8 protein-coding genes are annotated in these 12,846 nt (G+C 63.9%); 6 read left to right on the plus strand and 2 right to left on the minus strand.

What is annotated here, in order from left to right; all coding sequences use genetic code 11:
- Positions 1 to 50: 50 nt before the first annotated feature.
- The gene (gene glnE, locus DXK50_RS01125; protein WP_212629078.1) at positions 51 to 2,993 is read right to left on the minus strand and encodes a bifunctional [glutamate--ammonia ligase]-adenylyl-L-tyrosine phosphorylase/[glutamate--ammonia-ligase] adenylyltransferase; all 2,943 of its coding nucleotides are present in this window, start codon (positions 2,991 to 2,993) and stop codon (positions 51 to 53) included.
- 271 nt (positions 2,994 to 3,264) lie between these two features.
- Here glnE and aceE point away from each other — a divergent pair, with 271 nt between their 5' ends.
- The 3 genes from aceE to DXK50_RS01140 all read left to right on the plus strand — a co-directional run bounded on the left by aceE (position 3,265) and on the right by DXK50_RS01140 (position 8,501).
- Positions 3,265 to 5,910 carry a pyruvate dehydrogenase (acetyl-transferring), homodimeric type gene (gene aceE / locus DXK50_RS01130; protein WP_212629079.1) on the plus strand — a complete coding sequence of 882 codons (2,646 nt, stop codon included), beginning with the start codon at positions 3,265 to 3,267 and terminating at the stop codon, positions 5,908 to 5,910.
- Positions 5,911 to 5,921: 11 nt separating this feature from the next.
- Positions 5,922 to 7,901: a dihydrolipoyllysine-residue acetyltransferase gene (aceF, locus tag DXK50_RS01135; protein ID WP_212629080.1), complete on the plus strand. Its 1,980-nt coding sequence runs from the start codon at positions 5,922 to 5,924 to the stop codon at positions 7,899 to 7,901.
- A gap of 159 nt (positions 7,902 to 8,060) precedes the next feature.
- The gene (locus DXK50_RS01140; RefSeq protein WP_212629081.1) at positions 8,061 to 8,501 is read left to right on the plus strand and encodes a CopD family copper resistance protein; all 441 of its coding nucleotides are present in this window, start codon (positions 8,061 to 8,063) and stop codon (positions 8,499 to 8,501) included.
- Positions 8,502 to 8,516: 15 nt separating this feature from the next.
- On the opposite strand, the gene DXK50_RS01145 is transcribed toward DXK50_RS01140, so the two are convergent.
- Positions 8,517 to 9,023 (minus strand): hypothetical protein, encoded by a 507-nt coding sequence (locus DXK50_RS01145; RefSeq protein ID WP_212629082.1) that lies wholly within the window; start codon positions 9,021 to 9,023, stop codon positions 8,517 to 8,519.
- Positions 9,024 to 9,187: 164 nt separating this feature from the next.
- Between DXK50_RS01145 and DXK50_RS01150 the strand changes: the two genes are divergently transcribed.
- Genes DXK50_RS01150 through DXK50_RS01160 form a run of 3 tightly spaced genes read left to right on the plus strand, consistent with a single transcriptional unit; the run spans position 9,188 to position 12,812 of the window.
- Positions 9,188 to 11,893, plus strand: coding sequence for a putative bifunctional diguanylate cyclase/phosphodiesterase (locus DXK50_RS01150; RefSeq protein WP_212629083.1), 2,706 nt, complete (start codon positions 9,188 to 9,190; stop codon positions 11,891 to 11,893).
- A 51-nt stretch (positions 11,894 to 11,944) separates the two neighbouring features.
- Positions 11,945 to 12,598: a peptide-methionine (S)-S-oxide reductase MsrA gene (msrA, locus tag DXK50_RS01155; RefSeq protein WP_161864647.1), complete on the plus strand. Its 654-nt coding sequence runs from the start codon at positions 11,945 to 11,947 to the stop codon at positions 12,596 to 12,598.
- Between the two features lie 16 nt (positions 12,599 to 12,614).
- The gene (locus tag DXK50_RS01160; RefSeq protein ID WP_212629084.1) at positions 12,615 to 12,812 is read left to right on the plus strand and encodes a putative motility protein; all 198 of its coding nucleotides are present in this window, start codon (positions 12,615 to 12,617) and stop codon (positions 12,810 to 12,812) included.
- Positions 12,813 to 12,846: the final 34 nt, after the last annotated feature.

Genomic DNA, 12,846 nt, shown 5'->3' on the forward strand with positions numbered 1-12,846 from the left:
CAAATTCGCTTCACGGTTCGAACAATAAGATGGGGCCGCAGCCCCGTCATTCAACTCAGCCCCAGTTCGCGCCACAGGCGCATCACAGCGCGTCGCTCATCCTGGAACTGATCCCCCGGCACCACCCCGGGCTGCTTCTGCAGCGCCTGGCGATGGGCGGCCGAGCGGTAATTCTTGTAGACCTCACGCAGCAAAGCGGCATCCTCGGCGCCCATCAGACCGACCCGCTCCAGACCTTCCAGAATGCGGATGTTATCGGTGAACTCGAGTAGCTGCGGGTGCTGCCACGACCAGGCCAGAGCCGCGTATTGCACCATAAATTCGATATCGACGATACCACCGGCGTCCTGCTTCAGATCGAAGGAGGACGTGGCCTCGAAGGCGTTCGGCGCCGTTCCGGCCGCGGTGTTTTTGTTGCCCAGGTTGTCGCGCATCTTCGCCCGCATCTCGCTGACCTCGACGCGCAGCGCCTCGATATCGCGCTGGCGCCCCAGCACCTCGGCGCGCACGCGGGCGAAGTCGCCGGCCAGCCGTGAACAGCCCACCAGCACCCGCGCGCGCACCAGCGCCTGATGCTCCCAGGTCCAGGCCTCGTTTTCCTGATAGCGCTGGAAGGCGCCGAGCGAACTGACCAGGAGCCCGGCAGCGCCCGATGGGCGCAGACGCATATCCACCTCGTACAGCGCGCCGGAAGTAGTCTGAGTGGTCAGCAAATGGATGATGCGCTGCCCCAGGCGGGTGAAGAACTGCGCGCCGTCGATGGGCTTGGCGCCATCGGTCTCGGCCTGCGGGTCGCCGCCATGGATGAACACCAGATCGAGATCGGAGCCATGACCGAACTCCAGGCCGCCGACCTTGCCGTAACCGACGATGATGAAATCCGGGTCGCACGGCGTGCCATCGGCACGCAGCGGCCGACCATGGCGCTGCACCGTGTGCTGCCAGGCCAGCGCCAGGACCTGATCGAGTATCGCCTCGGCCAGCCAGGTCAGGTAGTCCGAGACTTTCATCAAGGGCAGCGTGCCGGCGATCTCCGAGGCGGCCACGCGCAGACTGTGGGCCAGCTTGAAATGACGCAGCGCCTCCATCTGCTGCTCCAGGTCCTCTTCGGGAATACGGATCAGCCGTTCGCGCAGCTCGGCTGCCAATTCCGGCGCCAGTGGCGGCGAATAGAGGCGCCCCTCGTTGAGCAGCTCATCGAGCAACAGCGGGTAGCGGGCGATCTGCTCGGCGATCCAGGGGCTGGCGGCGCAGAGCGTGATCAGTCGCTCCAGCGCCCCCGGGTTTTCGCTCAAAAGCACCAGATAGGCCGAACGTCGCGCGACCTTTTCCACCAGCGGCAGCACCCGCTCGAGCACCAGGTCCGGCGCCGCGTGCTCTACCGTCTGCGCCAGCAGACGCGGAATGAAGGCGTCCAGTCGCTCGCGCCCCAGGCGCTGCATGGCGCGCACCTGCGGCCCATTGCGCAGGTCGGCGAGACGCCGACTGGCCGTGACGGCCTCGGCAAAACCGGCCTCCTGCAGCTGCTGCTGGGCCGCCTCGTCATCCAGCGCGCCCTGCCATAACGCCAGCCATTCGGCGCCGACTATCGCCTCGCCGGCCTGCGACTCATCCTCGTCGGGGTCGGCGATTACCTGCTGAAAATGCCATTCGATGCGGCCACGCCAATGCATCAGGCGCTCGTGAAAGCTCGCCCAGTCGGCAAAGCCCATGATCGCTGCCACGCGCGCCTGATCCTGTGGATCGGCCGGCAGCATTTGCGTCTGCCGGTCACCGATGCCCTGCAGGGCATGCTCGGCATAACGCAGAAACTCGTAACCTTCCCTCATCTCCGCAACCACCGCCGGCGGCAGATAGTCCTGCCCCTCCAGAGTCGCCAACACCTTGAGCAGCGGCCGCTGCTGCAGACTGAGGTCGCGCCCACCGTGAATCAGCTGGAACGCCTGGGCGATGAACTCGATCTCGCGGATACCACCCGCGCCAAGCTTGATGTTCTCGCTCATACCCTTGCGCCGCACTTCCTGCTGGATCAGCAGCTTCATCGCGCGCAGCGCCTCGATGGCCGAGAAGTCCAGATACCGGCGATAGACGAAGGGCCGCAGCATCTCCAGCAGCTCGGCGCCCGCCCTCTGGTCGCCACCGACCACGCGCGCCTTGATCATCGCGTAGCGCTCCCAGTCGCGCCCCTGGTCCTGGTAGTACTGCTCCAGCGCATTGAAGCTGAACACCAGCGCACCGCTGGAACCATAGGGGCGCAGACGCATGTCGGTGCGGAACACGAACCCGTCGACGGTGATCGCATCCAGCGCCTTGATCAGCTTCTGCCCCAGACGAATGAAGAACTCTTGATTGTCCAGCGGGCGCTTGACGCCCTCGGTCTCGCCACCCTCGGGATAGCCGAAGATCAGGTCGATATCCGAAGACAGATTGAGCTCATGCGCGCCGAGCTTGCCCATGCCGAGAATGACCATATGCTGCGGCTGGCCAGTGCGGCGCCCGATCGGCGTACCGAACTGCATACAGTGGCGCGGGTACAACCAGTGATAGGCCAGATCGATGCAGGCGTCAGCCAGATCGGAAAGATCGCGGCAGGTCTCGGCCAGCGCCGCCTGGCGGCTGAAGTCGCGCCAGATGATGCGCAACTGCTGCCGGTTGCGGAAACGCCGCAGACAACGACCCAGCGCCTCTTCGTCGGCACACTCGGCCAACTGCGCCTCCAACTGCTGACGCAGTTCACCTGGCGCCAGGCTGCGCTCCAGCTCACCTGATTCGGCCAGCGCGACGAACATCTGCGGATCACGCCGAGCCTGCTCGGCTACGAAGTCGCTCAGCGCCGACACCTGTCGCCAGGTCGTGAGCCGCGCCTGCGGCCAGACGGCAACGCTTTCGGCCAGGCCTTCATGCTCGACCAGCGCTGCTTGTAGTGATTGTTCGGCTCGCTCGGCGAGTGAGATCAGGGAGGGTGGCAAATCGACCAGCAACGGCAGGCTCATGGTCTATCCTTTTCGCGGACTGCCGGACGCACCGTGCAGGCACCCGGAACCCCGCTGGCTCAAGGCACACGCGGCCGGCGGCGCCGCGGATTGTAGTTTTACTACGAAAGAATTGTATCCAGAGGGCTGAATCCGGCGTCGAAATGTAGTAAAACTACATGCAGCCGGCCCTACCCCCGGTAAATCCAAGAATTTCAACTCGCCCGCTCAAAAAGCCGGCGAGACCCAACTGGCCTCCGATTCTGGAAGCCTTTCCGCCCTGGAGCAAGCCATGCAAGACCTCGATCCGATCGAAACCCAGGAATGGCTGGACGCCCTTGAATCCGTCCTCGACCGTGAGGGTGAAGACCGAGCCCATTACCTGATGACCCGTCTGGGCGAGCTGGCCACCCGTAGCGGTGCGCAACTGCCCTACGCCATCACCACGCCGTACCGCAACACCATCCCGGTTACCCACGAAGCGCGCATGCCCGGCGACCTGTTCATGGAACGCCGCATCCGCTCGCTGGTGCGCTGGAACGCGCTGGCCATGGTGATGCGCACCAACCTGGACGACCCGGATCTGGGCGGCCACATCTCCAGCTTCGCTTCCTCCGCGACGCTGTATGACATCGGCTTCAACTACTTCTTCCAGGCCCCGACCGAAGAACACGGCGGCGACCTGGTGTTCTATCAGGGCCATGCGAGCCCTGGCGTCTACGCCCGCGCCTTCATGGAAGGCCGCATCAGCGAAGACCAGATGAAGAACTTCCGCCGCGAAGTCGACGGCAAGGGTCTGTCGTCCTACCCGCACCCCTGGCTGATGCCGGACTTCTGGCAGTTCCCCACCGTATCCATGGGTCTCGGCCCGATCCAGGCCATCTACCAGGCCCGCTTCATGAAGTACCTGGAAGCGCGCGGCTTCATCCCGGCCGGCAAGCAGAAGGTCTGGTGCTTCATGGGCGACGGCGAGTGCGACGAGCCGGAATCCCTCGGCGCCATCTCCCTGGCCGGCCGCGAGAAGCTGGACAACCTGATCTTCGTCATCAACTGCAACCTGCAGCGCCTCGACGGCCCGGTACGCGGCAACGGCAAGATCATCCAGGAACTCGAAGGCGTGTTCCGCGGTGCCCAGTGGAACGTCAACAAGGTGGTCTGGGGTCGCTTCTGGGACCCGCTGTTCGCCAAGGACAAGGACGGCGCCCTGCAGCGCCGCATGGACGAAGTGGTCGACGGTGAATACCAGAACTACAAGGCCAAAGACGGCGCCTACGTTCGCGAAAACTTCTTCAACAGCCCGGAACTCAAGGAGATGGTCAAGGACCTCTCCGACGACGAGATCTGGAAGCTCAACCGTGGCGGCCACGACCCGTACAAAGTCTACGCGGCCTACCACCAGGCCGTGAACCACAGCGGCCAGCCGACCGTGATCCTGGCCAAGACCATCAAGGGCTACGGTACCGGCGCCGGTGAAGCGAAGAACACCGCGCACAACACCAAGAAGGTCGATGTCGACAGCCTGCGTCAGTTCCGCGACCGCTTCGACATTCCGGTCAAGGACGAGGACCTGGAAAACCTGCCGTTCGTGCGCCCGGAGCCGGGCAGCCCCGAGTACAAGTACCTGCACGAGCGCCGCAACGCGCTGGGCGGCTTCGTCCCGCAGCGTCGGCAGAAGAGCTTCAGCATCCCCACCCCGCCGCTGGATACCCTCAAGGCCATCCTCGACGGCTCGGGCGACCGCGAAATCTCCACCACCATGGCCTTCGTGCGTATCCTCGCGCAGCTGGTCAAGGACAAGGAACTCGGCCAGCGTATCGTCCCGATCATCCCGGACGAAGCCCGTACCTTCGGTATGGAAGGCATGTTCCGTCAGCTCGGCATCTACTCCTCGGTCGGCCAGCTGTACGAGCCGGTCGATAAAGACCAGGTGATGTTCTACAAAGAGGACAAGAAAGGTCAGATCCTCGAGGAAGGCATCAACGAAGCCGGCGCCATGAGCTCCTTCATCGCCGCGGGTACTTCGTACTCCTGCCACAACCAGCCGATGCTGCCGTTCTACATCTTCTACTCGATGTTCGGCTTCCAGCGCATCGGCGACCTGGCCTGGGCCGCTGGCGACAGCCGCACCCGTGGCTTCCTGGTAGGCGGTACCGCCGGCCGTACCACCCTCAACGGTGAAGGCCTGCAGCACGAAGACGGCCACAGCCACATGCTGGCAGCGACCATCCCCAACTGCCGCACCTACGACCCGACCTATGGCTACGAGCTCGCCGTGATCATCCGCGAAGGCATTCGCCAGATGGCCGAAGAGCAGCAGGACATCTTCTACTACATCACCGTGATGAACGAGTCGTACCAGCAGCCGGCCATGCCGGAAGGCGTGGAAGACGGCATCATCAAGGGCATGTACCTGCTCGAGGAAGACAAGAAGGAAGCCGCGCACCACGTGCAGCTGCTGGGTTCCGGCACCATCCTGCGCGAAGTTCGTGAAGCGGCGAAGATCCTGCGCGACGACTACAACATCGCTGCCGATGTCTGGAGCGTCACCAGCTTCAACGAATTGCGTCGCGACGGCCTGGCCGTGGAGCGCCGCAACCGCCTGCACCCGGGCCAGAAGCCGCAGCAGACCTACATCGAGCAGTGCCTGGGCGGTCGCAAGGGCCCGGTCATCGCTTCCACCGACTACATGAAGCTGTTCGCCGAACAGGTTCGTCAGTGGGTACCGAGCAAGGAATACAAGGTGCTGGGCACCGACGGCTTCGGCCGCAGCGACAGCCGCAAGCAGCTGCGTCACTTCTTCGAAGTGGATCGCAACTGGGTCGTGCTGGCCGCGCTGGAAGCCCTGGTAGACCGTGGCGAGATCGAAGCCAAGGTGCTGGCTGATGCCATCACCAAGTTCGGCATCGACGCCGACAAAGCCAACCCCCTGGACTGCTAAGGAGCGTAGCGATGAGTGAGTTGATTCGCGTACCCGACCTCGGCGGTGAAGGCGAGGTCATTGAACTGCTGGTCAAGGTCGGCGACCGCATCGAGGCCGACCAGAGCGTACTGACTCTGGAGTCCGACAAGGCCTCCATGGAAGTACCCTCGCCCAAGGCCGGCGTGGTCAAGGAACTGAAGGTCAAGATCGGCGACCGCCTTAAGGAAGGCGACGAGCTGCTGGTGCTGGAAGTCGAAGGTGCCGCTGAAGCGGCGCCCGCACCAAAAGCCGAGGCTGCGCCTGCCGAAGCCCCTAAAGCGGCCGCTCCGGCAGCCGCGCCCGCCGCCGCAGCGAGCGGCAGCAGCGTGCAGGACGTGCACGTGCCGGACATCGGCTCCAGCGCCAAGGGCAAGGTCATCGAGATCATGGTCAAGGTCGGCGACCGCATCGAAGCCGACCAGAGCCTGCTGACCCTGGAATCCGACAAGGCCTCCATGGAAATCCCCGCGCCGGCTGCCGGCGTGGTGGAAGAAGTGCTGGTCAAGCTGGATGACGAAATCGGCACCGGCGACCTGATCCTCAAGCTGAAAGTCGAAGGTGCCGCGCCGGCAGCCCCTGCGCAGGCTCCGGCTGCCGCACCTGCACAAGCTGCCGCACCCGCCGCAGCCCTTGCACCGGCCGCCGCAGCGAGCGGCAGCAGCGTGCAGGACGTGCACGTGCCGGACATCGGCTCCAGTGCCAAGGGCAAGGTCATCGAGATCATGGTCAAGGCCGGCGACAGCATCGAAGCCGACCAGAGCCTGCTGACCCTGGAATCCGACAAGGCCTCCATGGAGATCCCCTCGCCGGCTGCCGGCGTGGTGGAAGAAGTGCTGGTCAAACTGGATGACGAAATCGGCACCGGCGACCTGATCCTCAAGCTCAAGGTAGCCGGCGCAGCGCCTGCTGCCGCTCCGGCAGCGGCCAGCCAGGAAGTGCACCGCGTACCGGAAGGTGCAGCGCCGGAAGTGGCCGCCGAAGTGCGCGCCATCGCCTCGCTGTCGGCTGCCGCCGCCGAAGTGGCCAACGCGCCCAAGCGCGATGGCGCCAAGGTGCATGCCGGCCCGGCCGTGCGCCAGCTGGCCCGCGACTTCGGCGTGGAGCTGGCGGATATCGCCGGCACCGGCCCGAAAGGCCGCATCCTCAAGGAAGACGTGCAGGCTTACGTCAAGGCGATGATGCAAAAGGCCAAGGCCGCACCGCAGGCGACTGCTGCAGCCGCTACCGGCGGCGCCGGCATTCCGCCGATCCCGGCCGTGGACTTCAGCAAGTTCGGTGAAATCGAAGAAGTGGCGATGACCCGCCTGATGCAGGTCGGCGCCGCCAACCTGCACCGCAGCTGGCTCAACGTACCGCACGTGACCCAGTTCGACTCGGCCGACATCACCGACCTGGAAGCCTTCCGCGTCGCGCAGAAGGCCGTGGCGGAAAAGGCCGGCGTCAAGCTGACCGTGCTGCCGCTGCTGCTCAAGGCCTGTGCCCACCTGCTCAAGGAGCTGCCGGACTTCAACAGTTCGCTGGCCCCGAGCGGCAAGGCGATCATCCGCAAGAAGTACGTGCACATCGGCTTCGCCGTCGATACGCCGGACGGCCTGCTGGTGCCGGTGATCAAGAACGTCGATCAGAAGAGCCTGCTGCAACTGGCGGGCGAAGCGGCCGAGCTGGCCGACAAGGCGCGCAAGAAGAAGCTCTCGGCTGATGACATGCAGGGCGCCTGCTTCACCATCTCCAGCCTCGGCCACATTGGCGGTACCGGCTTCACGCCGATCGTCAACGCGCCGGAAGTGGCGATCCTCGGTGTGAGCAAGGCCACCATGCAGCCGGTGTGGGACGGCAAGGCCTTCCAGCCCAAGCTGATGCTGCCGCTGTCGCTATCCTACGATCACCGCGTGATCAATGGCGCAGCCGCTGCCCGCTTCACTCAGCGCCTGTCGCAGCTGTTGGCGGACATTCGCACCATCCTGCTGTAAATCCTTTCGAGCACGCCACGCTCGCATCCTCAACCCCGCCCAATCTGGGTGGGGTTTTTTTTCGCCCCGACCAAGCCACGGCTGACTTGATCCCGGTCATGGCATTTACCGCTGCAGCCGCCATGATCGAGCCATCGATATCGATCCGGCGCATTCCCCATGCTCTATCTGTTTCTGAAGTTCGCCCACCTGGCTGCCGCCACCTTCTTCATCGGCAGCGTATTCTTCGAAGTGATGATCCTCAGCCGCGCCACACGGGCGCTTCCGAACGAGGCCAAGGCGGGCTTCTCGCGCGCACTTGGACAGCGGGCGCGGCAGGTCATGCATTGGGTGGTACTGGTGCTCTACGGTGCCGGCCTGGGCCTGGCCTGGCACTACCGAGCGGCGCTGCATGCACCCTTGGCCAGCAGCTTCGGCATCCTGCTCAGCCTGAAGATAACCCTGGCCTTGAGCATCCTCGGGCATTTTTTGCTGGTGGTTTTTCTGATGCGCAGCGGCCGTATGACACCAACATACTCGCGACGCATTCACCTGAGCGTATTGCTGCAGATGCTGACGATCCTGTTCCTGGCCAAGGCCATGTTCCTGCTGCCGCTGTGATGACGGCAGGCAAGGTCAGCCCTTTTGCACGTTGCGAATCAGAAAGCTCAACGCCCTGGCCAGTTCAGCCGCGCCCTGGTGGTCACGCACGATACTCAGCAATTCGCTGCCATCGACCGGATTGAGTAGCACGCAGCGGATACCGCCGGTCGGACATTCGTAGCGGATGAACGGATCGATGCCGAACACCGGAACACGCTGATTGCGCACGGAGATGGCGATGCCCTGCGTGCCGCGACTCTCCTCACGCAGGATCAGTTCGCCGGCGTCGTTGACAGCGAAGCGGTACAGCAGGTCCTGCCGCTGCGCCTGGCCAACCTGGTAGGCGGCCCGCAGGGCGTAGGTTTCGAGCAGGGCGTTGTTGTGTGTCAGCAGCGCCTGGCGTTCGTTGTCCGTCAGATAGAGGCGTTTGAGTTGGTTCAGAAAAGCTGCCTGTTCAGCGCCCTGCAGTGCGCCCTCGTCATCGGCCCCGGCCAGCATGGGCACACCAGCGGAAAGCGCTGTTGCCAACAGCATGGCCATCAGTTTCCTTGTCAGTCTTGCTTGCATGATGCACCCTTGCCGAACGCTATAGTGAAGTAGGCCTGAGCCCTAGCCTCCGTCCGCGCCGCTGTGCCTTGGCAGCAGCGGCTCTGTGCAGAGAACGGAAGCCTCGCCTGGTCAGCATACTGGAAGCCCAACGCCCAATGAAAAGCCATCCCGATGCCGGCACCCGTCCGGCAGCCGAGGTTGTGACGCAGTTGCCAGTGCCCTCGCGGCTCGGCATGTTGCGTTTCGAGCGCTTGAACGAGCCAAGCTGGGCGCTGCTATTTCTCGATCCGGCCTGTGAGCGCAAACTCGGCATCAGTGCCGCCGATCTTTGCGCACTGGTGGATGCGCCCTACGCCAGCCTGATGGAGCCGGAAGCGCGCTATCGGCTGCACGACGCCATTCAGCAGCAGCTGGTCCAGGGCGCGCATTATCTGGTGCGCTATACCCTGCATACGCCACAAGGGGCGCTGAACCTGCTGGAGATCGGCGAACCCTTCAAACAGCGCAATCGCCAGCTGTTACGTGGCTATCTGCTGATCGCCAATGACAGCCTCGATGCCTTTCCCCCTGGCGAGCTGGAACTGCACACGCAGAATCAGCACCTGCGTAACTCGCTGCAACAGTACCAGCGCACCCAGGACAATCACCTGCAACACCTGGCCCGCTCGCATACCCAACAGCAGTTGATCGTGCGCCTGGCGCGCCAACGCTATGGCTCCAGCGATCCGCAGCAGGAGGCGGCCGAACTCATCACGCAGGCGGCCTGCGAGGTGTATGGTGTAGCCCGTGCAGGAATCTGGCGCCTGGGCAACCAGAGCCTCGACTCCGTGTCGCTGTACCGCCGCGATCTGGACCGCCACGAGCAGTTACCCTCGATCGATGCGCTCAACTTTCCGCACTACCTCGAAGCCCTGCACAGCGGCCGTGCGATTGACGCTCACGACGCGCAACACGATCTGCGCACCCGCGAGCTGGCTCCCGGCTACCTGGAGCCGCTGGGCATCACCTCGATGCTCGACGCCAGCATTCGTATCGAAGGCGAAGTGGTGGGCATTCTCTGCCTTGAACACATCGGCCCCAAGCGTATCTGGCAGGCCGACGAGATCGCCTTCGCCGGTGAGCTGGCCGATCAGTTCGCTCAGGTGCTGATCAATCAGGAGAAGCGCTCGGTTACCCATGCGCTGTACCTGTTCCAGCGCGCCGTCGAGCAGAGCGCCAGCGCCTTCCTGCTGGTCGACCGCGACGGCCGGGTGGAGTACGTCAACCCCAGCTTCACCGCCATCACCCTGTACAGCAGCGACGAGGTCTGCGGCCACCGCCTGTCGGAACTGCCGGCCCTGGCCAACCTCAGCGATCTGCTGTTCGATACCGACTCGAGCCTGGCCGAGCACAGCAGCTGGCAGGGCGAGTTTCGCAGCCGCCGCAAGAATCAGGAGCCCTACTGGGGCCACCTGTCAATCTCCAAGGTGTACGGCGACGATGGTGAGCTGACTCACTACATCGGCATCTACGAAGACATCACCGAGGCCAAGCTGGCGCAGCAACGCATCGAGCGCCTGGCCTATACCGACAATCTGACCAACCTGGGTAACCGCCCTTCCTTCATCCGCAGCCTGGAAGAGCGTTTTGCGCGCAATACCCAGAAATCGCTGGGGCTGCTGCTGGTGGACATCGACAACTTCAAACGCATCAACGACAGTCTTGGCCACCAGACCGGTGACAAGCTGCTCTCGGCGCTGGCCCGGCGCTTGCGCAACAGCCTCGGCGCCAAGGGCACACTGGCGCGCTTCGCCAGTAACGAATTCGCCATCCTGCTCGATGGCTGCGATCAGGACAGCGGCCTGCGCGTCGCCCATCAGGTGCTGCAGACCCTGGACAAACCGCTGTTCGTCGACAACCAGCTGATCAGCATCACTGGCTCGGTGGGCCTGGCCGTCGCCCCGGAACACGGCGACGACCCGCAGACCCTGATGAAGCACGCCGGCCTCGCCCTGCACAAGGCCAAGGCCAACGGCAAGCATCAGGTGCAACTGTTCACCGAAGCGCTCAACGCCGAAGCCAACTACAAGCTGTTCGTCGAGAACAACCTGCGCCGCGCCCTGACCCAGAACGAGCTGGAAGTCTTCTATCAGCCCAAGCTGTGCCTCAAGAGCGGTCAACTGCTGGGCATGGAAGCCCTGCTGCGCTGGCAGCATCCGGAGAAGGGCATGATCCGCCCTGACCAGTTCATCGGCGTGGCCGAGGAAACCGGCCTGATCATCCCCATTGGCAAGTGGGTGGTTCGCCAGGCCTGCCGCATGATCAAGCAGATCGCCGCCATCGGCCTGGGTGAGCTGCAGGTGGCGATCAACCTGTCGCCCAAGCAGTTCTCCGACCCGGACCTGGTCGGCTCCATCGCCGCCATCCTGCACGAAGAGCAGCTCGACCCGCGCCTGCTGGAGCTGGAGCTGACCGAGAGCCTGCTGCTGGAGGCCACCGATGACACCCGCCACCAGCTTGGTCGCCTCAAGAGCCTGGGCCTGACCCTGGCCATGGACGACTTCGGCACCGGTTATTCCTCGCTCAGCTATCTGAAGAAATTCCCCATCGACGTGATCAAGATCGATCGCAGCTTCATCAAGGACATCCCTGACAATCAGGACGATATGGAGATCACCTCAGCGGTGATTGCCATGGCGCACAACCTCAAGCTCAAGGTGGTCGCCGAAGGCATCGAAACCGGCGCACAACTCGCCTTCCTGCGTCGCCAGCGCTGCGACGTCGGCCAGGGCTACCTGTTCGACAAACCGATTTCCGGCCGCGAGCTGATCGACAGCCTGCGCCGCTATCCCTGCAGGCCCCAGGCCGACCAGCGGACGTAATACGCGGCACCGCGCGTAGTCCAAACCCCAATGACTTTTCAGGAGACCGCCATGGTTCTGCGCTCCCAGATTCTCGTCAACAAAAACGCCCTTCCGACTGCCGAGCAGGCTCTGCCCGGGCGTGCCGAGCCGCTGCCGGTGGCTGACACCCACTATGTCAACGGTAACCCGATCAAACCGCCCTTCCCCGCCGGCCTGCAGCAGGCGGTGTTCGGCCTGGGCTGCTTCTGGGGTGCCGAGCGGCGCTTCTGGCAGCAGCCGGGCGTGTTCAGCACGGCGGTCGGCTACGCCGGCGGCTTTACCCCCAACCCCACCTACGAGGAGGTCTGCTCCGGCCTGACCGGGCATACCGAGGTGGTGCTGGTGCTGTTCGATCCCAAGCAGACCAGCTTCGAGGCGTTGCTCAAGGTATTCTGGGAGGCACACAACCCGACTCAGGGCATGCGTCAGGGCAATGACCAGGGCACCCAGTACCGCTCGGCGATCTACTGCCAGGACGAGGCTCAACTGAGCGCAGCCAAAGCCAGTCAGGCACGCTTCCAGGCCGAGCTGGACAAGGCCGGCCTGGGCAGCATCACCACCGAAATTCTCGAGGCGCCGACCTTTTACTATGCCGAGACCTATCACCAGCAATACCTGGCGAAGAACCCCAATGGCTATTGCGGCCTGGGCGGAACAGGCGTATGTCTACCCCCAGAGTCTTGAATAAGGGTTAAGGGTCGTGGAGCTGAGCAGCATTTCCAGCCAGGTATCGAGTCAGGCATCGGCGCAAATTTCCGCTCAGATGTCGCTTCTGCTGCTGCGCAAGACGCTGGAACTGCAGGCTGCCAATATCACCGGACTGGTGCAGGCCGCTGCGCCGGTCAGCGCCCCCAGCAATCCGCCTCACCTGGGCAACAGCATCGATGTGATGGCCTGAGCGGAAGAACTGCTGCCATCACGCACTCGGCCGG

It is taken from the genome of Pseudomonas sp. KB-10, assembly GCF_018221585.1.
GTDB lineage: Bacteria > Pseudomonadota > Gammaproteobacteria > Pseudomonadales > Pseudomonadaceae > Aquipseudomonas > Aquipseudomonas yangonensis.